This window comes from Streptomyces venetus, assembly GCF_039540295.1.
GTDB lineage: Bacteria > Actinomycetota > Actinomycetes > Streptomycetales > Streptomycetaceae > Streptomyces > Streptomyces venetus.
The window spans coordinates 16,540-35,497 of sequence record NZ_BAABET010000004.1 but is presented as its reverse complement, the minus strand read 5'-3'; the positions used below and the strand labels follow the sequence as shown (position 1 = coordinate 35,497).

Annotated in this window: 20 protein-coding genes; 10 read left to right on the top strand and 10 right to left on the bottom strand. The window is 72.1% G+C overall.

Annotation, left to right across the window (positions count from 1 at the left end; genetic code table 11):
- Nucleotides 1-3 precede the first annotated feature (3 nt).
- Entirely contained in the window at nt 4-627 is a 624-nt protein-coding gene (locus ABEA82_RS13915; protein WP_345661760.1) for an alpha-ketoglutarate-dependent dioxygenase AlkB, read from the bottom strand.
- A gap of 112 nt (nt 628-739) precedes the next feature.
- Between ABEA82_RS13915 and ABEA82_RS13910 the strand changes: the two genes are divergently transcribed.
- Together ABEA82_RS13910 and ABEA82_RS13905 are read left to right on the top strand one after the other, a co-directional pair.
- Nucleotides 740-1,378, top strand: coding sequence for a TetR/AcrR family transcriptional regulator (locus tag ABEA82_RS13910; RefSeq protein ID WP_345661759.1), 639 nt, complete (start codon nt 740-742; stop codon nt 1,376-1,378).
- 16 nt (nt 1,379-1,394) lie between these two features.
- Nucleotides 1,395-3,068 carry an FAD-binding dehydrogenase gene (locus ABEA82_RS13905; RefSeq protein ID WP_345661758.1) on the top strand — a complete coding sequence of 558 codons (1,674 nt, stop codon included), beginning with the start codon at nt 1,395-1,397 and terminating at the stop codon, nt 3,066-3,068.
- 22 nt (nt 3,069-3,090) lie between these two features.
- On the opposite strand, the gene ABEA82_RS13900 is transcribed toward ABEA82_RS13905, so the two are convergent.
- From ABEA82_RS13900 to ABEA82_RS13890, 3 genes are all read right to left on the bottom strand, one after another.
- Entirely contained in the window at nt 3,091-3,441 is a 351-nt protein-coding gene (locus tag ABEA82_RS13900) for a DUF488 domain-containing protein (protein WP_345661757.1), read from the bottom strand.
- A gap of 171 nt (nt 3,442-3,612) precedes the next feature.
- Nucleotides 3,613-3,864, bottom strand: a complete 252-nt coding sequence (locus ABEA82_RS13895; RefSeq protein ID WP_345661756.1) for a WhiB family transcriptional regulator — start codon at nt 3,862-3,864, stop codon at nt 3,613-3,615.
- 103 nt (nt 3,865-3,967) lie between these two features.
- Nucleotides 3,968-5,185, bottom strand: a complete 1,218-nt coding sequence (locus tag ABEA82_RS13890) for a saccharopine dehydrogenase family protein (protein WP_345661755.1) — start codon at nt 5,183-5,185, stop codon at nt 3,968-3,970.
- Nucleotides 5,186-5,296: 111 nt separating this feature from the next.
- Here ABEA82_RS13890 and ABEA82_RS13885 point away from each other — a divergent pair, with 111 nt between their 5' ends.
- Nucleotides 5,297-6,004, top strand: coding sequence for a TetR/AcrR family transcriptional regulator (locus ABEA82_RS13885; protein ID WP_345661754.1), 708 nt, complete (start codon nt 5,297-5,299; stop codon nt 6,002-6,004).
- Between the two features lie 4 nt (nt 6,005-6,008).
- Here ABEA82_RS13885 and ABEA82_RS13880 read toward each other — a convergent pair whose 3' ends face one another.
- Nucleotides 6,009-6,905 carry a LysR family transcriptional regulator ArgP gene (locus tag ABEA82_RS13880; RefSeq protein ID WP_345661753.1) on the bottom strand — a complete coding sequence of 299 codons (897 nt, stop codon included), beginning with the start codon at nt 6,903-6,905 and terminating at the stop codon, nt 6,009-6,011.
- Between the two features lie 80 nt (nt 6,906-6,985).
- Between ABEA82_RS13880 and ABEA82_RS13875 the strand changes: the two genes are divergently transcribed.
- Nucleotides 6,986-7,603, top strand: a complete 618-nt coding sequence (locus ABEA82_RS13875; RefSeq protein ID WP_345661752.1) for a LysE/ArgO family amino acid transporter — start codon at nt 6,986-6,988, stop codon at nt 7,601-7,603.
- 84 nt (nt 7,604-7,687) lie between these two features.
- Nucleotides 7,688-8,980, top strand: coding sequence for an MFS transporter (locus tag ABEA82_RS13870; RefSeq protein WP_345661751.1), 1,293 nt, complete (start codon nt 7,688-7,690; stop codon nt 8,978-8,980).
- A gap of 4 nt (nt 8,981-8,984) precedes the next feature.
- On the opposite strand, the gene ABEA82_RS13865 is transcribed toward ABEA82_RS13870, so the two are convergent.
- The 3 genes from ABEA82_RS13865 to ABEA82_RS13855 all read right to left on the bottom strand — a co-directional run bounded on the left by ABEA82_RS13865 (nt 8,985) and on the right by ABEA82_RS13855 (nt 11,471).
- Nucleotides 8,985-9,440 (bottom strand): cyclic nucleotide-binding domain-containing protein, encoded by a 456-nt coding sequence (locus ABEA82_RS13865; RefSeq protein WP_345661750.1) that lies wholly within the window; start codon nt 9,438-9,440, stop codon nt 8,985-8,987.
- Nucleotides 9,441-9,701: 261 nt separating this feature from the next.
- Nucleotides 9,702-11,180, bottom strand: coding sequence for an aminotransferase class I/II-fold pyridoxal phosphate-dependent enzyme (locus ABEA82_RS13860; protein ID WP_345661749.1), 1,479 nt, complete (start codon nt 11,178-11,180; stop codon nt 9,702-9,704).
- Between the two features lie 69 nt (nt 11,181-11,249).
- Nucleotides 11,250-11,471 (bottom strand): hypothetical protein, encoded by a 222-nt coding sequence (locus ABEA82_RS13855; protein WP_039934613.1) that lies wholly within the window; start codon nt 11,469-11,471, stop codon nt 11,250-11,252.
- A 280-nt stretch (nt 11,472-11,751) separates the two neighbouring features.
- On the opposite strand from ABEA82_RS13855, the gene ABEA82_RS13850 reads away from it, so the two are divergent.
- The 5 genes from ABEA82_RS13850 (at nt 11,752) to ABEA82_RS13830 (ending at nt 15,057) form a co-directional block, all read left to right on the top strand.
- Complete coding sequence (locus ABEA82_RS13850; protein ID WP_345661748.1) at nt 11,752-12,186, top strand: ATP-binding protein; 435 nt, start codon at nt 11,752-11,754, stop codon at nt 12,184-12,186.
- Nucleotides 12,187-12,388: 202 nt separating this feature from the next.
- The gene (locus tag ABEA82_RS13845) at nt 12,389-13,228 is read left to right on the top strand and encodes a SigB/SigF/SigG family RNA polymerase sigma factor (protein ID WP_345661747.1); all 840 of its coding nucleotides are present in this window, start codon (nt 12,389-12,391) and stop codon (nt 13,226-13,228) included.
- Nucleotides 13,229-13,278: 50 nt separating this feature from the next.
- Nucleotides 13,279-13,545 (top strand): DUF5133 domain-containing protein, encoded by a 267-nt coding sequence (locus ABEA82_RS13840; RefSeq protein WP_345661746.1) that lies wholly within the window; start codon nt 13,279-13,281, stop codon nt 13,543-13,545.
- 209 nt (nt 13,546-13,754) lie between these two features.
- Entirely contained in the window at nt 13,755-14,594 is an 840-nt protein-coding gene (locus tag ABEA82_RS13835) for a DUF1206 domain-containing protein (RefSeq protein WP_345661745.1), read from the top strand.
- Between the two features lie 28 nt (nt 14,595-14,622).
- The gene (locus tag ABEA82_RS13830) at nt 14,623-15,057 is read left to right on the top strand and encodes a hypothetical protein (protein WP_345661744.1); all 435 of its coding nucleotides are present in this window, start codon (nt 14,623-14,625) and stop codon (nt 15,055-15,057) included.
- Nucleotides 15,058-15,088: 31 nt separating this feature from the next.
- Here the strand turns inward: ABEA82_RS13830 and ABEA82_RS13825 are convergent, their stop codons facing one another.
- Nucleotides 15,089-17,332, bottom strand: a complete 2,244-nt coding sequence (locus ABEA82_RS13825; protein WP_345661743.1) for an FUSC family protein — start codon at nt 17,330-17,332, stop codon at nt 15,089-15,091.
- Nucleotides 17,333-17,424: 92 nt separating this feature from the next.
- A complete protein-coding gene (locus ABEA82_RS13820; RefSeq protein ID WP_345661742.1) occupies nt 17,425-18,795 on the bottom strand; it encodes an NAD(P)/FAD-dependent oxidoreductase in 1,371 nt (456 codons plus the stop codon).
- Between the last annotated feature and the right edge of the window lie 163 nt (nt 18,796-18,958).

The following is an 18,958-nucleotide window of genomic DNA, read 5'->3' as shown; positions in this document are numbered from 1 at the left end:
GGCTCACTGCACGCCGTGCGGGCGGAACTGGATGCTGATGCGCGGGCCCGTGGCGCGCGTGCTCTTGGGAACGGAGTGCTCCCAGGTGCGCTGGCAGGAGCCGCCCATCACGACGAGGTCGCCGTGACCGAGCGGGCGGCGCACGGTGTCACGGCCGCCCCCCGCCGGGCGCAGCAGCAGGTCCCGGGGCGCTCCCACGGACAGGATCGCGACCATCGTGTCCTCGCGCGCTCCGCGCCCGATGCGGTCGCCGTGCCAGGCCACACTGTCCCGGCCGTCGCGGTAGTAGCACAGTCCGGCCGTGGCGAAGGGCTCGCCCAGTTCCTCGCCGTAGTGGGCGCTCAGCGCGTTCCGCGCCTCGGCCAGGATCGGGTGCGGCAGGGGGTCCTCGGCGGCGTAGAACGCGAGCAGCCGGGGCACGTCGACGACGTTGTCGTACATCTTGCGCCGCTCGGCCCGCCACGGCACCTCCGAGGCCAGCTGCTCGAACAGCGCGTCGGAGCCGCTGAGCCACCCGGGCAGCACATCGAGCCAGGCGCCGGAGCCGAGGTGGGTACGGCCGATCCCGTCGAGGGGGCCGAGGCGCAGCTCGTCGGTCTGGTCGAAGAGAGAGCCTTGGAGGTGCATGCGGCCAGAGTACCTCCGAATCGAAAATATGTTCCATGGGAAGGCGGTGTGGGCCGGGCCTTTCGATACATCGATGTATCGAATACAGTCCTGTATCGAAAGGGGGCCGCGCATGGCCGTCGAAGCAACCACCGGGCGCGTGACCAGGCGCCGTGTCCGGACCCGCGCCAATCTCCTCCGCGCGGCGTTCTCCGTGTTCGCCGCCAAGGGCTTCGGGCACGTCTCGATCGAGGAGGTCTGCGAGGCCGCCGGCTACAGCAGGGGCGCCTTCTACTCCAACTTCTCCAGCCTCGACGAGCTGTTCTTCGCCCTCTACCGCGAGCGGGCCGACGTGATCGCCGAACAGGTCTCCGGCGCCCTCGCCCTCGACGGTCCCGATCTCGACGTGCCGGCCGCCGTCGACCGGGTCACCGAGGTGCTGCTCCTCGACCGGGACTGGCTCCTGGTGAAGACGGACTTCCTCGTGCACGCCGCCCGCGACCCGGAGGTGGCCCGGAGCCTGCTGGAACACCGCGCCCGGCTGCGGCAGGCCGTCGCCGACCGGCTCGCCCGGGCCCGCGGCCACACCGCGCTGCCCGCCGTGCTCGGCGACACGGACGGCGCCGCCCACGCCGTGGTCGCGGCCTACGACGGCGTCACCACGCAACTGCTGCTGGACCGGGACGTCGACCATGCCCGCACCTGGCTGAAGCAACTGCTCACGGCCCTGCTGACCGATGGCAGCGGCACCCCCGACCACACGCGGAACTGAAGAAGGGAACGGTCGCATGGACGCCGACGTCATCGTCGTCGGAGCGGGCCTCGCCGGCCTGGTCGCGGCACACGAACTCACCAGCAGGGGCAGGAGGGTCGCGCTCGTCGACCAGGAGAACGCCGCCAACCTCGGCGGCCAGGCCTTCTGGTCCTTCGGCGGGCTGTTCCTCGTCGACTCCCCGCAACAGCGGCGCCTCGGCATCAAGGACTCCTTCGACCTGGCCTGGAGCGACTGGCGGGGCAGCGCCGGCTTCGACCGCCTCGACGACGAGGACTCCTGGGCCGTGCGCTGGGCACGCGCCTACGTCGAGTTCGCCGCGGGGGAGAAGCGGTCCTGGCTGGACCGGCACGGCATCACGTTCCTGCCCACCGTCGGCTGGGCCGAGCGCGGCGACCTCACGGCGCACGGGCACGGCAACACCGTGCCCCGCTTCCACATCGCCTGGGGCACCGGCACCGGCGTGGTCGAACCGTTCGTCCGGTACGCCAGGCAGGCCGCCCGCGACGGCCTGCTCACCTTCCACCACCGCCACCGCGTCGACGCACTGGTCGTCGACGGCGGCACCGCCACGGGCGTGCGCGGCACGGTCCTCGCCGAGGACACCTCACCCCGCGGCGTCGCCTCCAACCGCGACGCCGTCGGCGAGTTCGAACTCACCGCCCAGGCCGTGATCGTGACCAGCGGCGGCATCGGCGCCGACCACGACATCGTCCGCCGCTACTGGCCCGAGCGCCTCGGCACCCCGCCGCGGGAGATGGTCACCGGCGTCCCCGCCTACGTCGATGGGCGGATGCTCGACATCAGCGCCGAGGCGGGCGTCCGGCTGGTCAACCGCGACCGCATGTGGCACTACACCGAAGGCCTGCAGAACTGGGACCCGATCTGGCCCGGCCACGGCATCCGCATCCTGCCCGGACCGTCCTCGATGTGGTTCGACGCCCTCGGCCGCCGCCTGCCCGGCCCGTACCTGCCTGGCTACGACACCCTCGGCACCCTGAAGCACCTGCGTACCACCGAGGACATCGCCGGGTACGACCACTCCTGGTTCGTCCTCACCCAGAAGATCATCGAGAAGGAGTTCGCCCTCTCGGGCTCCGAGCAGAACCCCGACATCACGGCCAAGGACCGCGCAGGTTTCCTCAAGGAACGCATACTCGGCAAGGGCGCGCCCGGTCCGGTCGACGCGTTCCTGCGCAAGGGCGCCGACTTCGTCACCGCGAACAGTGTGGAGCAGCTCGTCGCGAAGATGAACGAGCTCACCGACAAGCCGCTCCTCGACGCGGCCGCGATCAGGCGCCAGATCGAGGCGCGCGACCTGCAGCTGGCCAACCCCTACGCCAAGGACGCCCAGGTGCAGGGCATCCGCAACGCCCGTCGCTACGTGGGCGACCGCCTCGGCAGGGTCGCGACCCCGCACCGCATCCTCGATCCGGCGGCCGGCCCCCTCATCGGCGTCAAGCTGCACATCCTCACCCGCAAGACCCTCGGCGGCATCCAGACCGACCTCGACTCCCGCGCGTTGGGCACCGACGGCAAGCCGGTGGAGGGGCTGTACGCGGCCGGCGAGGTGGCCGGTTTCGGCGGCGGCGGTGTGCACGGCTACAACGCGCTGGAGGGCACCTTCCTCGGCGGCTGCCTCTTCTCCGGCGGGGCGGCGGGGCGCGCGGCGGCGAAGCAGACGGCCTGAGGACCTCAGGGGAGAGCCCGGCTCACCCCTCCAGGAGGCGGGCCAGCACCGTGGCGTGGCTCCGCTCGGGCGTCTTCGACGCGGTCAGCAGCGTCACGTCGCCCTCGCGGGCCAGGTCACGGACGTGGCCGAGGAGTTCGGCGGCGTCGTCGGCGGCGAGTTCCGCCTCGTACCGCTCGGCGAACTCCTCGTACGAGCCCTCGTCCGCGTGGTACCAACGGCGCAGCTCCGTCGACGGGGTGAGCGCCTTCGGCCACTCGTCCACCCGCGCCGCGTCCTTCGCCAGTCCGCGCGGCCACAGCCGGTCGACCAGCACCCGTACGCCGTCGTCCGGCTCGGGCGGTTCGTAGACGCGGCGCACACGAACGCTCATGGTCGGCCCCTTCGCGACGGACGGGTGTGCCGCGAGCCTAACCCCGCTGCGACCGGGCGGCGCGCCGTGCGGCGCGAGCGGCCGATCCCGCTCGCGCCGGACTCGGCGACGCACCGCTGCTCGCCGACGCCCGGCAGATGAGCTGGACCGGCCAACGGGTGACGGCGGACGTCAGCCGGAGCGGCGGCGGGCGGCCGCACGCCGCTTCAGCGCGCGCCGTTCCGCCTCGCTGGTCCCGCCCCACACGCCGATGGACTGTCCCGTCTCCATCGCCCACTCCAGGCACCGATCCTGCACGGGGCAGCTCCGGCACACCGTCTTGGCCTGCTCCGTCTGGAGCAGGGCCGGCCCGGTGGTGCCGATCGGGAAGAAGAGTTCGGGGTCCTCGTGCCGGCAGGCAGCGTGGTCTCGCCAGTTGTCCATCGAAGTCACCTGCATCACAGTAGAAACGTGCCCGTTCGGATGCTTACTCCTTTTCGGGTCACCTGTCGATGCTCGGTGAAACAGCGTCTCGCCGGACTGCCGTTCACATCTCGCGGATGCCCCACGGCGAACCGTAGGCCGTCAGCAGGTCCAGGAACGGGACCGCCGGGAAGGCCTCCGGACCGAGCACGCCCGCGCCGGACCAGGCGCCCGTGGCGAGGAGTTCGAGCGCGACGACGGGGTTGACGGCCGTCTGCCACACCACGGCCTGGGAGCCGTACTCCGCCATGGACCACTGGTTGTCGACCACGTGGTACAGGTACACCTCGCGCGGTTTCCCGTCCTTGAGGCCCCGCACCCAGGTGCCCGCACACGTCTTGCCGTGCATCCGCTCGCCCAGGGACGCGGGGTCGGGCAGGCAGGCCGCGACGACGTCCCGGGGCGAGACCGCCACCGGACCGTCCGGCCCCGGCACGGTCACCGGCTCGGTGCGGTCCAGGCCCAGCAGGTGCAGCGTCTTCAGCGTCTCGACGAACTCCCGTCCCAGCCCGTACTTGAAGGTGACCCGGCGCGCGTCGACCCAGCGCGGGACGAGCAGCACCTCCTCGTGCTCGACGTTCACACACTCGACCGGGCCGATGCCCTCGGGGAAGTCGAACACCTCCGGCTCGCTGAAGGGTTCGGTGGTGAACCAGCCTCGGCCCCTCTCGTAGACGACCGGAGGGTTGAGGCACTCCTCGATGGTGGTCCAGATGCTGAACGACGGCGCGAAGTCGTAGCCGTCGACGGTCAGGTTCGCACCGTCGCGGACGCCGATCTCCTCGATCTCGTCGAAGAGTTCGTCGGCGGCGTAGCGCGCGAACACGTCCGACAGGCCTGGCTCCACCCCCATGCCGACCAGGGCCAGCAGGCCTTCCTTCTCCCAGTCGGCCGCCTGCTCGAACTGTTCGTCGCCGAGCTTGACCCCGCACTGCGCGTACGGCCGGTCGGCGTGCGGGCGGGACAGCGACATCGCCATGTCGAGGTAGCCCGCGCCCGCGGCGCGGGCCGCGCGGAACAGAGGCATCACGAAACGCGGGTCCGTGGCGTTGAGGAGGACGTCGCAGCGGTGCCGCGCGAGCAGCCGGGCCACGGCCTCCTCGTCGCCCGCGTCCACCCGCTCGGCGGTGAACCGCGCGTCGCCGCCCAGCGCGGCGACCGCGGCCTCGGCCCGGCCCGGGTCGTAGTCGGCCACCACCATCGCCTCGAAGAACGGTCGCCGGGCGGCGATCCGGGTGATCGCGCCGCCCACACCACCGGCACCCACGAGCAGTACACGCATGACGGAAACTCCCTTTTTGCGAAGAACGTGGCGCGCCCTTGGGGAGATACAACGCCGCCGCGTGTCTTAAGGTCAATGGCGTTGGCATAAGGGCGTGAGGAGGGAGCCGTCGTGCCCAAGCCCGTGGTGCCCGAGGAGAAACGCCGTCGGCGCAGGCCCACCAAGAGCGGCACCGTGCTGTCCGAGGAGCTGATCGTCGAGACCGCGTTGCGCATGCTGCACGAGCACGGCAGCGCGGGGCTGTCCGCCCGCAGGCTCGGCCTGGCCCTGGACGCCGACCCGAGCACGCTCTACCGGTACTTCCGCGGCATGGACGACCTGACGCTCGCCATCGGCGACGCGCTGATCGGCCAGGCCCTCGGCGGCTGGGCACCGACGGGGGAGTGGCGGGCCGACCTGCGGGCCGTCGGGCTGCGCATCCACGCCGCGTACGTGGCGCACCCGCAGGCGGCGGTGCTCACCGCGAGCCGGGTCTCGGGCCGGGCCAACGAACTCGCCGCCGACGAGGCCGTCCTGGACATCCTGCGCACGGCGGGCTTCCCGCTGCCGGAGGCGGTGCGCGTCTACCACGCCTTCATCGACACCACCCTGGGCATCGCCGCCCTCGACGCGGCCTCGCTGGCCCTGCCGAGCGCCTCGCTCCACGCCGACGAGGAGATGTGGCGTTCGACGTACGCGCGCCTGCCCGCCGCCACCCACCCCCGGATCGCCGAGGCGGCACCGCTGCTCGCCACCCGCATGGTCACCAGCGCCTATCCGACGGCCCTGGACATGCTGCTGGACAGCGCGGCGGCCCGGCTGGACAGGTCGCGGGAGTAGGGCGTCACGCCCGCAGCGCCCGCGCGGCGGTCGCCGTCACCGTCTCCGCCACCTGCGCCAGCGCCGGCGAGTCGAGCTTCCACTGCTGCCAGTACAGCGGCACGTCGACCGTCCGCCCCGGGGCGAGCCCGGCGAGCCGGCCGGTGCGCAGCAGCGGGTCCGCCTGGGCCTCGGGCACGAGGCCCCAGCCCAGTCCGGCGGCGACGGCCTCCACGAAACCCTCCGAGGTCGGCACGTAGTGCCGCAACGCGCTCGCCCCGCCCCGCCCGCGGGTCAGCCGGCGGACGAAACCGTCCTGGAAGTCGTCCCGCCGGTCGAACGCCACCACGGGCACCTCGGGGAGCACCCGCTCCAGAGGGCCGTCGAGGTGGCGGGCGGCGAAGTCCGGCGCGGCCACCGGGATGTAGCGCATCCGCCCGAGGGACCGCACGGAACAGCCCGGCACGGGATCGGGCGACGAGGTCACCGCGGCCATCACCACGCCCTCCCGCAGCAGTGCCGCCGTGTGGTCCTCGTCCTCACGGCGGAGTTCGAAGCAGAGCCGCAGGTCCTCCGGTACGCGCGTGAGCACCGGGAGGAACCAGGTGGCCAGCGAGTCCGCGTTCACCGCCACCGACACCCGGGTCGGCTCCCCGGTTCCGCTCAGCCCGAGTTCCGCGTAGGCGTCGTGCTCCAGGCGCCCCACCTGACGGGCCAGCCGCACCAGCACCTCACCCGACTCGGTCGGCCGCACCGGTTTGGTCCTCAGCAGCAGCACCCGTCCCGTGCGCTGCTCCAGCGCCTTGACGCGCTGGCTGATCGCCGAGGGCGTCACATGCAGGGCGGCGGCCGCCGCGTCGAACGTCCCCTCGTCCACGACCGCGAGCAGGGTCCGCACCTGGTCCAGAGGGAGATCCGTCATCACCGTGTCATCACGCTCGCTAATGATACGTAAGAATCATTAGCTGTACCTGAGGACCGCCGATCCGTAGCGTCGAGGCCATGACCAGCACCTTCACCGCCGCGGCCGCGGGTTTCGGCACCGGCCTGTCCCTCATCGTCGCCATCGGCGCCCAGAACGCCTTCGTCCTGCGCCAGGGGATCCGCCGTCAAGCCGTCCTCGCCGTCGTCGGCATCTGCGCCCTGTCCGACGCCGCTCTCATCGCGCTCGGGGTCGGCGGGGTCGGGGCGGTGGTGGTGGCGTGGCCGGGCGCGCTGACGGCGGTCGGCTGGATCGGCGGCGCGTTCCTGCTGTGCTACGGCGCCCTGGCCGCCCGCCGGGTGTTCCGGGCCGACGGCGACGCGCTCCGGGCGGAGGGGGAGGCGGCCGGGTCGCGCCGCGGGGCCGTGCTCACCTGTCTGGCGATGACATGGCTCAACCCGCACGTCTATCTCGACACCGTGTTCCTGCTGGGCTCCGTCGCCGCCGATCACGGCCCGCTGCGCTGGACGTTCGGCCTGGGCGCGGTGCTGGCCAGCGTGTGCTGGTTCGCGGCCCTCGGCTTCGGCGCCCGGATGCTCGGCCGTTTCCTCGCAAAGCCGGCCGCCTGGCGCGTCCTGGACGGCCTGGTCGCCGCCACCATGATCGTGCTCGGCGCCGTCCTCATCGCCGGTAGCTGAGACCTCGGCTCCGAGCCGCTCGGCAGCCGGTGCGATAGTGATCCCCGGCCCGGACAGATGTAGCGACCATCCAGGAAGCGGCGAGTGGACACCAGCGAGAGCCCGACCGAAGAGCAGGACCCGGCGCCGCAGGCGCCCCGCAGACGCGGCTGGCGGCGCTGGGCCATGGACACCCGCCCGCTGCGCCGCCCGGCCTACCGCCGCCTGTGGATCTCGACCATCGTCACGGCCGTCGGCAGCCAGCTCACCGCCGTCGCGGTACCCAAGCAGATCTACGACATCACCGGGTCCTCGGCGTGGGTGGGCGCCGCGAGCCTGGCCGGGCTGGTGCCCCTGATCGTGTTCGCGCTGTGGGGCGGGGCGATCGCCGACAGCATGGACCGGCGCAAACTGCTGCTCGTCACCAACAGCGGCATCGCCGTCACCTCGCTGCTGTTCTGGCTCCAGGCCTTCGCAGGCCTGGAGTCGGTGCCCGCGCTCATGCTGCTGCTCGCGATGCAGCAGGCCTTCTGGGGCCTCAACGCGCCGGCCCGCAACGCCTCCATCGCCCGCCTGGTCCCCGAGGGCGAGCTGCCCGCGGCCAATGCCCTGGGCTCGACCGTGATGCAGACCGGCCAGGTGGCCGGGCCCCTGCTCGCCGGCGCCCTCATTCCGGTGGTCGGCCTGCCCGAGCTGTACCTGATCGACGCCCTGGCCCTGTGCGTGACCGTGTGGGCCGTGTACCGGCTGCCGTCGCTGCCGCCCCTGTCCGCATCGGCGGCGCGGCGTGCGGGAGTCCGGGAGATCGCCGCCGGCTTCCGCTACATCTCCGGGCACACCGTGCTGCTGCTGTCGTTCCTCGCCGACATCATCGCCATGGTCCTCGGCATGCCCCGGGCGCTGTTCCCGCAGCTCGCCGCCCAGACCTACGCGCCCTACGGCGAGGGGCTCGCGCTGGGGCTGCTGTTCGCGGCGATCCCCATCGGCGCCGTGCTCGGCGGACTGTTCTCCGGCACCTTCTCCCGGGCCCGGCGGCACGGCTGGATGGTCATCGGGGCGGTCACCGTCTGGGGCGTGGCCATCGCGGGCTTCGGGCTGAGCGGCAATCTGTGGGTCGCGGTGGCGTTCCTGGCCGTGGCCGGGGTGGCCGACATGGTCTCGATGGTCTTCCGCGGGGCGATCCTGCTGTCCGCCGCCACCGACGAGATGCGCGGGCGCATGCAGGGCGTCTTCACCGTCGTCGTGGCGGGCGGCCCGCGCCTCGCCGACGTGCTGCACGGCACCGCGGGCTCCGCCTTCGGCCCCCGGACCGCCGTCGCCGGCGGTGGGCTGCTGGTCGTCGCCGTGATGCTGGCGCTGGCCGCGGCGGTCCCGGCACTGCGGCGCTACCGGGTCTGACGTCTCACAGGGCCCCTCTGCGGTGCAGCGTGTACTGCTCCATCAGCTTGCCCCGGGTCATCTCCAGCCGGTGCGCGAGCACCTCGGCGACCGACCGCACCAGCGTCACCCCGAGCCGGGGATCCTCCTCGCACAGCGCCAGCACGGCCCCGGCGTCGAACTCGTAGGCGCGCACCGGGCTGAACGCCACCGCGCCGAAGTCCCAGGTGTGCGGGGGGAACAGCCAGGACCAGCCGAGCAGGTCGCCCGCGCCGAGGCTCGCCACGGTCACCCGCTGCAAGGAGTTCACCTGCTGGTCCAGGGAGACCGCACCGGAGCGGATGACCCAGAAGCGGTCGGCCGTACCGCCCGCTTCGAAGATCCTGGTGTCCTCGGGGAAGGACACCTCCCGGGCGAGCGTCATCAGACGCTGCCGCTGGGGCTGAGGCAGGGCGTTCAGGAGTTTGATCGCTTTGGTCATCCGGAGCTCCTCGCCGTGCGGTCGACTTCCGGTGCTTTCCCTACGCCCATTTCAGCCGCTGGCGGGGCCCCGGGCACCTCGGCGGACACAACTTTCTCGGAGCATGAAAAAGCCCTGGCTGGACGGGGGAGACCAGCCAGGGCCGTCAGAGGTGATGCACGGAGGACGAGGGGGTCGACTCCGTCACCACGTATGAGTGAACGATAAACCATTCACCGGGGCCCAGCGTACCCGAGACCGGGCCGCGTGACCCGTTTCACTTCAATGCGCGTCCTCGGTGAGAACCCGGAGGGTCCGCAGTTCCGGGTCCGTGGGGTCCGGCAGGTGCATGCCCGCGGCCAGTCCCGTCCCCAGATAGGCCAGCACCGGCTCGGTGAGGCGCTCGCCCGGAAGGACGGCCGGGATGCCCGGCGGATACGGAGTGATCATCTCCGCCGCGACCCGCCCGGCCGCCCGGTCCGCCGGCACGGCCTCGGCCGGGCCGAAGAACGCGTCGCGGGGCAGTACCGCCTGTTCCATCCGCAGCTCCGCCGGTGACGGCACCGCCACGCGAGGCGCCCGCGGCAGGTCCTGGGCGACTGCCGCGAGGTCCCGCAGCGCCTCGAGCAACTGCCCGGTCGTCTCCCGGTCGTCGCCGTGGGTGATCTGCGCGCCGATACGGCGGTGGTCCACCAGATGCGCGTCGATGTACCGGTGCTCGCGCAGCCAGTCCGCCGCCTGGAAGCCGGTGATCCCGAGCCCGCCGAGGTCGATGACGCCGGGCAGCGGGTCGAGGTCGTCGGACAGGCCCGGGCCGCAGAAGTCGTCCCGGTCGTTGACGTGCAGCCCGTCGATCTCCTCGATGGCCGCCCGGACCTCGGCGGCGAGGTCCAGCGCGCCGCCCATCAGCTCCTTGCCGTGCAGCGCCATCTGACGGCGCCAGCCGTCGAGACCCGCGAAGATCAGTACGGACGGGCTGGTGGTGCCCAGCAGGTCCGCGCGCATCCCCAGCACCTCCGGCGGCACCAGATCGCCCTGGAGGTGGAAGACGGAGCCCTGTTCCAGACCACTGCCCATCTTGTGGATGCTGGTCACGCAGATGTCCGCGCCCGCGTCCATCGCCCAGGACGGCAGGTCGGGATGGAACGGCAGATGGGCGCCCCAGGCCTCGTCCACGATCAGCGGCCGCGAACGCCGGTGGCACACGTCCGCGATCGCCCGCAGATCCGCGCAGCCGCCGTACGGCGTGGGACTCGTGACCAGCGCGCCCCGCGCGTCCGGATGGGCGTCGAAGGCCTGGTCGAACTCCTCCGCGGACGGGGGATGGGCCAGATTCCGCTCCGCGTCCCACCGCGGCTCGACCCATACCGGCTCGATACCGGAGATGATCAGCCCCGACACCACCGATTTGTGGGCGTCACGCCCGATCAGCAGCTTCTCGTGTGGCCCCGCGACCGACAGCATCGCCGCCTTGACCGACAGGGAACTGCCGCACGTGCTGAAGAACGTGTGCTCGGCGTGGACCGCGTCGGCCATCAGCTCCTGCGCCCGCTCGAGCACCCGGCCCCGGGTGAGCCGGTCGTCCAGACCGCCCGAGGCCAGCACGTCGCCGTGGAACACGGCGTCACCGAGGATCTCCCGGACCGCCGGATCGGCGCCGCGGGCCTGCTTGTGTCCCGGCGGTGTGAACGACAGCCTCCCCTTGCGGCGGTACTCGTCCAGAGCTTGCAGAACCGGTGCGCGGGTGTGGTCGACTGTCATGCGCACCGGGTTCCCGGGACATGCCCGCACAATCCGCCCGCGCCCGTCACCGGGCCCAGGCTCACCCGGTCAGCCCTCGGCGGCGTGTTTGCCCGGGGTCAGGATCTCGTCCAGCACCCTCAGCACCGCCTCGTAGGACATCCGCCGTACGGTCGCGTCCCTGGCCCCCTGCGGGTCGGTCGCGCCCAGCTCCTCGCTCCTCGTCCGCCACGCCCGCTCCTCGCGCACCGCACAGGCCCTCGCGCGCTGGATGCGTCGCAGGAGTTCGTCCGAATCCACCACATCGGTCATGCGGACCGCGTACCCCCGCAACGCCTGAAGATGGCACCGACTCGCGGCCGTCCGGGGCCTTCCTGACTCATCGAGGGGGCTTTCCGGACGAACCGGAGGTTTGCAGGTGCGGGGAGAGGTGAGCCGAAGAGTAAGACCCGCGGCGCTCGCGCGGTGCGCGCCTCGAACGCCGTGGGCGGTGGAAGCAGTCAGCGGGTCCGTGAGCCCGGGGTGTGCCGGTGCGGCAGCCACGGCAGGCGGCCGGACCCGGCTTCGTCCTCACCGACCAGGGAGCTGAAGGATGTGCGAGGAGCACATGATCGAATCCGTATTCGAGCCGCCCGGTGCGAGCCGGGGCCGACCGTGCAAACCCGCCGAGGCGCGCCGGGCCGTGGAGCGCGCGATCGCCGAACGTTGCCGGGCCACCCACACCCCGTGTGACATGGACGCCCTGTCCGACGCGCTGCTGGTCGCCTCGGAACTCACGACCAACGCGATCCTCCACGGCGGCGGCGTCACCGACTTCCAGGTCGACATCGACGGCCCCGGCCTGCGCGTATCGGTGAGCGACGGCAGTGACGAACTGCCCGTCACGGCACCGCCGACCGACCCGCACGGACGGCTGCGGCACGGCGGCCACGGCTGGCCCATCGTCTGCCGGCTCGCGCGTGACGTCCGGGTGTCGGACCTGCCCGCCGGCGGCAAGTGCATCACCGCGGTCGTACCCCTCTCCTGAAGACCGTGTGCGGGTTCCCGAAAGATTGCACAGCAAAGCGGAGTTTGTTCCACCGGGTGCAGGGCAGTCGCAGTCTCGTGCTTCGGACCGGAGGCGCGCCAGCGGGAGCGGTATGACTGCCCCGGGGGCCCTCCAGGCGATCCGGGCGGTGCCGTTCTCGCGGTAAGTCCCTGAAACCCCTGTTGGTCAGGAGCGAATCCGCATGCTCATCGATACGCCCACGAACCGTCCCGGAACCCCCGAAACGGTGACCACCGCCACCCGGCGGCGGCACGACGACGCTCCGGACACCGCGACCCTCTTCGCCCGAATGGCGGAGCTGGAGGAAGGACCCGAGCGGGAAGCCGTCCGCGACGAACTCGTCGCCCTGTGGCTGCCCATGGCCCACCGCATCGCCGGCCGCTTCCGCGACCGCGGAGAGTCGATCGAGGACCTCCGGCAGGTGGCCGCCCTGGGCCTGGTCAAGGCCGTCGACCGCTTCGACCCGAGCCGGGGCGCCTTCGAGAGCTACGCCGTCCCCACCATCACCGGCGAGGTCAAGCGGCACTTCCGGGACCGCATGTGGGCCCTGCGGGTCCCCCGCCGTGTGCAGGAACTGCGCAACAAGGTGCGGGTGGCACGCCGTGAACTCACCCAGAATCCGGGCAGCCCCGAGCCCTCCGTGGCGGCCCTCGCCGCGCACACCGGCCTGACCGAGGAAGAGGTCAACGCCGGGCTCGAGGCCCTGGACAGTTTCAGCACCCTGTCGCTGGACGCCGAGCTCTCGGCCGACGACGACGGCTACAGCCTCGCGGACACCCTCGGCGCGTCGGACACGTCCTACGACGTCGTGGTCGACCGCGAGTCCGCCAAGGAAGGCCTGCGCCGCCTGCCGGAACGCGAACGGGCCATCCTCTACATGCGGTTTTTCGAGGACATGACGCAGAGCCGCATCGCCGACCAGCTGGGCATCTCCCAGATGCACGTCTCCCGGCTCATCAGCCGCAGCTGCGCCCGGGTGCGTGACGAGGTCCTGGGACAGCGCGCGGCCGGCCGGGGATGACGGCACCTCCAAGACGGCCTGACCACCCGACCCACCAGGAGCGACAGAACATGCTGAGGCCCCACCCTGCCGTGCTGCGCCGCCTCGTCGACGAGTACGAGGCCCTGTCGGCCGCCGAGGCGGCGAGCGAACCGGCCGACCTGAGCACACGGACCCGCGACCTGGCGTACACGCTGTGCGTGTCCACCGGGACCCGGGACGTCGAGCGCGCTCTCGAGCTCGCTCACCACTGGCTCGCGGCCGGCCCGGCACCGGCCCGCGAGACCGCCCCGCCGCCCACCGTCGAAGAGCACACGCGGACTCCGGAGCCGGCGTGATCCTCGCTCGCTCCTGACACGAGGGGGGAAGAGCCGGCACCTGAGGGGCCCGGCCGACGGACACCAGCCGTCGGCCGGGCTCCTTCGTGTCATGCCCGTTCGAGTCGATGTCCCTTCATGGGGTGTCACACAACCGGAACCCGCAGGTCCGGCGGCTATGCCGCGTATGCGGGGGAGAACCCGGGGCATCCGGACTCCGGGAGGTCTACATGAACACGAGTGTGTTGGCACGGAGCGGACGGTTCCGGGCCCGGCGGGTGGCGCGGGGGTCGGTGACCGAGGGGGCGGCGCGGGCAGGGCTCGCCGCACGGGGCGTGATCTATCTGCTCGTCGGGGCGCTGGCACTGCAGGTCGCCTTCGGCGACACCAAGGAGCAGGCCGACCGCGGTGGCGCCCTGGCGGAACTGTCGCAGAAGCCCTTCGGCGCGGTACTGCTGTGGGCGCTGGGCATCGGGCTCGCCGGCATGGCCCTGTGGCGGCTGTCCGAGGCGCTCTTCGGCTCCGTCGGCCGGGACGGCCGCAGCGCCCGCAAGCGGCTGCTGGCGACGGTCCGCTTCGGCTTCTACGTCTTCGTCGCCTACTCCGTGCTGTCCTTCGCGGCGAGCCGGAACCAGAGCGGTGGCGGCTCCAGCGACCGGCAGTCCCGGGACGCCACCGCCAAGGTGCTGGAGATGCCCGCCGGCCAGTGGCTGGTCGGCGCGGCCGGGATCGCGATCGTCGCGGCGGGCGGCTGGATCGGGGTACGCGCGGTGCTCCGCAAGTACCACGACAAGCTCCGCCTCGGGGAGATGGGACCCCGGACCCGGCGGCTGGTGGACGTCACCGGTGTGGCCGGGGGCGCCGCCCGCGGGCTGGTGTTCGCCGTGGCCGGTGTCTTCGCCGTCCGCGCGGCGATCGACTACGAGCCCGACCGGGCCAAGGGGCTCGACGACACCCTGCGCACCTTCGCCGACACCCCGCTGGGCCCCTGGCTGCTGGTCTGCGTCGCGGCCGGGCTCGTGCTCTTCGGAGTGTTCTCTTTTGCCATGGCCCGCTGGCGGCGGGTCTGAGCGGCGTCTCGCGGGGAACACGAGACGGATGAGCGATTCCGAGATTCCGCAAGACGACGGCCGTCCCGTGGACGTGTACCTGGACCTCCTGCGCATCCGGATGGACACGGAGGACTACCGCCTCCTGATGCGTGTGGTGGAGCCGGTCCTCCAGGCGATCGACGAGGAGCGCCTGTCCAGCCTCGACTTCGCGCTCGACTCCGGGCGCGACGACGAACTGCCCCAGGAGATCCGTGACGAGGTGGCCCTCGTCATCGCGACCGCGGTCACCGGCCGCCTGGACAACGAAGTGATCGAACTCGACGTCGACGACACCGGACCGGTCAGGATCGTCACGGACGCGAGCACCGCGTCCGACCCGATCCGCCTGAGCGAGATCGCCGACTACATCAAGGAACGCCACCGGCAGACGGAAGAGCTGCGCGGCATCGCCGAGGTGAGCGGACTGCCCACGGACTTCTGATGCGATCCGGGCGCCCTCCGCGCGGCGCCCCTCACTTCTGGGGCGCCGCCACCGGCACGTCGAGCGGCCTGGCGAGACCGACCACGGCCTCGTCCAGCCGCTCCAGATGCCGCAGCACGCGGTCGGTGATCCGGCCGTAGCGCGGAGTGCCGGCGTCGGACCCCAGCAGCGAGGCGATGCTCGGCCCCGTCACCACCAGCGCAGGGGCGTGCTCGTCCGCGACCCGGGCCGCGATGGCCTCGATGTTGCGCACGGTGCGCGCCGCGGCCCCGCGCAGTCGCGGGTCCGCCGCGATCGAGGGATGCGTGGGCAGCAGCTCGGCGGTCGCCGCCAGCGTCCGCGCGTGGTAGGCGCAGGTCTCCAGCAGCGCCACGACGTACCGGGCCGTGTGCCGCCGGGCCCGCAGCGGTGTGACCGGATGGATCAGAGGCTGCGTGGCGGCTCGCAGATCGGCCAGCGCCTGGTCCAGGTCGCGCGCCTTGTCCAGCAGATCGTCCGCCGGCCCGCCGCTCAGCTGGCCGACCGCGGCCTCGGTGACGGCGGCCAGCCGCTCCAGCACGGTGCCGAGCAGCTCGTTGGTACGGCGGTCGGTCCGCACCGGCAGCACCAGCGCCGCCGCGGCCACTCCGCAGGCCGCGCCCAGTGCCGTCTCCTCCACCCGCAGCAGCAGCACGTCCAGGCTGTAGGTGTGCAGCAGCGTGTACAGCAGCCCCAGCATCGCGGTGACGAAGAACGACATCAGCGTGTACGACAGCGGCGCCACGTAGAACATCGCGAAGATCAGCACCAGGACCAGGGCGAACGCCGTCCACGTGTGCTGCCCGACCAGACCCGCCAGCAGGATCCCGGCCACCACACCGAACACCGTGCCCAGCAGCCGGCGATAGCCCTTGACCAGGATCTCGCCCGTCGAGGCGGTGTTGAGGAAAACGATCCAGCAGGTCAGCACCGCCCAGTACCAGCGCTGTGTGGACAGCAGCTCACCGCCCACGATGGCCAGCGACGAGCCGACGGCCACCTGCACGGCCGCACGCGTGGTGGGCCTGCGCAGTCCCGTCTCCTCCGCCGGCTCCGCCTCCTCGCCACCGGCGTCGATCGCGGCGTCCTCGGCATCCAGTTCCTCGCGGGAACGGGCCGTGGCGGGGGAGTCGTCCGACTCGTCCTGCGGGCCGTCCAGCGCGATCCGCAGCCCCAGCACCGCCCGGGCCAACTCTCCGATGCCCCGGAACACGTCCTGGACGGCGGCGGACGCCGGCGGCAGGTTCTCCTCGTCCCGGTAGCCGAGGAGCCGGTTGCGCACATGGGCCAGCGCGGTCCCCGAGTCCCCGCTGCCCGCCCGCAGCACGAGCGTGCGCAGCGCCTGGAGGTCACGACGGAGCGTGGCGGTGGCCTCGTCCGGCACGGCCGACTGCCCGAGCGAGGGCGCGGGCGCGCCCGGCAGGTGCAGGGTGAGCGTGTCGGCCCGTTCGGCGGTGCGGGCCGTCAGCAGCAGCAGACCGAGCCGCTCGGCGGCGATCTCGGCGTCCGCGATCCGGCGCTGCACGAGCCGCGCCGCCGACTCGTCCGGCGTGCCCTCGTCCAGCCGCGACTGGATCATCATCGCGCTCTCGTGCAGCCTCGCGGTGCCGTCCCGCACGGCCTCGAGGGCCTTGTCCATCTCGTCCGTGCCGGCGTCGAGCAGATCGAGCTGCGCGGACACCAGCTGGGCCAGCCGGGCCCGGAAGGCCAGCCGCAGCCGCTGCAGGACGGCCGTCGGGGTCGCGGGCACGACCGCGAAACGCAGCAGGGCACTGGAGCAGAAGGCCAGTGCGATGACGCCGCACAGCGCGGGCAGCGAGGAGAGCGTGGCGCCGACGAACAGCGACAGGAAGTAGACCTGGAAGCCGATCAGCCCCAGCGCGGTGCCGCGGTCGCCGAACCGGCGGCCGTACACCGCGCAGAAGATCAGGACGACGAAGAAGATGTCACCGGCGTACAGACGCGCGTTGAGTACCGCGCCCAGACACACCGAGGCCAGGGCCACCGGCAGGCCCAGCGCCAGTGTCACGGCCTGAGCGCCGAGCTGCTTCTCCCGGATGGCGAAGGTGGCGACCATCGCCGCCATGGCCCCCGCCACCAGAAGGTGCACGTCCGCCCGCAGCGCGGCGAGCACGGCCAGGGTGAGGGCGATGGCGCCCACCGTCCGCAGCCCGGCCGTCAGACGCAGCAGTCCGGGGTCGGACGCCGCGATACGGTCCCGCAGTCGTGTCCGCACCGAGCGTCCCGCTGCCCTCACGCCGCCGCACTCTCTCCCGACTCACACCGCACACCAAGATCCGCGTCTCAGCATGTCATGCCGTGAGCGGAAGCTCCCGCCCGGCCCTTCCGCTACCCCTGCCGGCCGGCTCCCTCGATGTGCGCCTGCACCTGCTCCGGCGTCAGGTAGGCGTCCGTGTACTCGAAGTCCTTCAGCCGGGCCGCCCTGCGGGTCTGGAAGCCGGTCCGGACGAAGTCGTCACCGGCCACCGCGTTGAGCAGCCAGTTCGTCATCACCCGGGTCTTGGCCACATTGGTGCGCAGCGCCGACCAGTGGTAGCCGCGGGCGACGGCCTGGGCGGGCAGGCCGCGCAGCTCGATGCCCAGGGGCTTGGAGACCGCGTCCGTGCCGCCGAGGTCGACCACGAGCCCGAGGTCCTTGTGCACGTACGGCTTCAGCGGGCCGCCCCGCAGCGACGCGATGACGTTGTCGGCGACGTGCCTGCCCTGCCGCTGGGCGTGTTGCGCGGTGGGCGGGCACATCGCCCCGTCGCCCTTGGCCAGGTCGGGCACGGCGGCCGAGTCGCCGAGCGCGAACACGCCGTCGCCGCCGGGCAGGTTCATCTCGGGGGCGACCGCGAGCCGCCCCTTGACGGTCTCCGCGCCGAGCGTCGCGATGAGGGGGCTGGCGACGACCCCGGCGGTCCAGATGAGCGTGCGGGTCGGGATCACCCGCCCGTCGGTGAAGGTGACCTCCTCCGGGCCCGCCTTGGCGATGGAGACGCCGAGCGAGATCTCGATGCCCCGCCGCCGCAGGATCTCCTGCGCGCTGCTGCCGAGCTTCTCGCCGAGCTCCGGCATCAGCTTCGGAGCGATGTCGATCAGATGCCACTTGATCAGCCCCGGGTCCAGCCGGGGGTAGCGCTTCACGGCGGCATGCGTCAGGCGCTGTAGGCACGCCGCGGTCTCGGTGCCCGCGTAGCCGCCGCCGACGACCACGAACTGCAGCCGCGAGGCCCGCTCGTCGGGGTCCTGGCTCGCGTCGGCCAGATCGAGCTGCGCGATCACGTGGTCACGGACGTAGGCGGCCTCGGCGAGGGTCTTCATCCCGAACGCGTGGTCCGTCAGCCCCGGGATGTCGAAGGTGCGGGTGATGCTGCCGGGGGCGAGCACGATGTAGTCGTACGGCTCGTCGACGATCTGGTCGGTGATGGTGCGGATGACGCAGACCTTGGACTTCAGGTCGACGCCGATGGCACCGCCCGGAATGATGCGTGTGCGGTACTTCTTGCTGCGGCGCAGCGAGACGGCGATCGACTGCGGCGTCAGCACGCCGGATGCGACCTGGGGGAGCAGCGGCAGGTAGAGCTGGTAGGCGAACGGCGTCACCAGCGTGACGTCGGCCTCGTCGGGGGAGAGTTTCCGTTCCAGACGGCGGACGCACTCCACGCCGGCGAAGCCTGCGCCAACCACCAGGATCCTGGGTCGTGTCACGGTGTTCATCCCTTTCTGCGGCTCCAGGCGGTCTGCCTCGAACGCCTTTCGACTGCCCCTGGATCGCTGGTTCGCACCCCATTGATCCCAACGTGTCCTGGACCGGCATGCCAGTCGGACGCGGCAGGCAGACGAACGCGTCGATCACCACCATGCCCGTCCTGTGGCCGAA

Bases quoted from the DNA above. Each gene is read 5' to 3' on its own strand.
- ABEA82_RS13900 (WP_345661757.1), bottom strand. From the start codon at position 3,441: ATGAGCGTTCGTGTGCGCCGCGTCTACGAACCGCCCGAGCCGGACGAC.
- ABEA82_RS13845 (WP_345661747.1), top strand. From the start codon at position 12,389: ATGCTCATCGATACGCCCACGAACCGTCCCGGAACCCCCGAAACGGTG.
- ABEA82_RS13915 (WP_345661760.1), bottom strand. From the start codon at position 627: ATGCACCTCCAAGGCTCTCTCTTCGACCAGACCGACGAGCTGCGCCTC.
- ABEA82_RS13850 (WP_345661748.1), top strand. From the start codon at position 11,752: ATGTGCGAGGAGCACATGATCGAATCCGTATTCGAGCCGCCCGGTGCG.
- ABEA82_RS13910 (WP_345661759.1), top strand. From the start codon at position 740: ATGGCCGTCGAAGCAACCACCGGGCGCGTGACCAGGCGCCGTGTCCGG.
- ABEA82_RS13905 (WP_345661758.1), top strand. From the start codon at position 1,395: ATGGACGCCGACGTCATCGTCGTCGGAGCGGGCCTCGCCGGCCTGGTC.
- ABEA82_RS13840 (WP_345661746.1), top strand. From the start codon at position 13,279: ATGCTGAGGCCCCACCCTGCCGTGCTGCGCCGCCTCGTCGACGAGTAC.
- ABEA82_RS13835 (WP_345661745.1), top strand. From the start codon at position 13,755: ATGAACACGAGTGTGTTGGCACGGAGCGGACGGTTCCGGGCCCGGCGG.
- ABEA82_RS13875 (WP_345661752.1), top strand. From the start codon at position 6,986: ATGACCAGCACCTTCACCGCCGCGGCCGCGGGTTTCGGCACCGGCCTG.
- ABEA82_RS13890 (WP_345661755.1), bottom strand. From the start codon at position 5,185: ATGCGTGTACTGCTCGTGGGTGCCGGTGGTGTGGGCGGCGCGATCACC.
- ABEA82_RS13880 (WP_345661753.1), bottom strand. From the start codon at position 6,905: ATGACGGATCTCCCTCTGGACCAGGTGCGGACCCTGCTCGCGGTCGTG.
- ABEA82_RS13855 (WP_039934613.1), bottom strand. From the start codon at position 11,471: ATGACCGATGTGGTGGATTCGGACGAACTCCTGCGACGCATCCAGCGC.
- ABEA82_RS13830 (WP_345661744.1), top strand. From the start codon at position 14,623: ATGAGCGATTCCGAGATTCCGCAAGACGACGGCCGTCCCGTGGACGTG.
- ABEA82_RS13820 (WP_345661742.1), bottom strand. From the start codon at position 18,795: ATGAACACCGTGACACGACCCAGGATCCTGGTGGTTGGCGCAGGCTTC.
- ABEA82_RS13865 (WP_345661750.1), bottom strand. From the start codon at position 9,440: ATGACCAAAGCGATCAAACTCCTGAACGCCCTGCCTCAGCCCCAGCGG.
- ABEA82_RS13860 (WP_345661749.1), bottom strand. From the start codon at position 11,180: ATGACAGTCGACCACACCCGCGCACCGGTTCTGCAAGCTCTGGACGAG.
- ABEA82_RS13895 (WP_345661756.1), bottom strand. From the start codon at position 3,864: ATGGACAACTGGCGAGACCACGCTGCCTGCCGGCACGAGGACCCCGAA.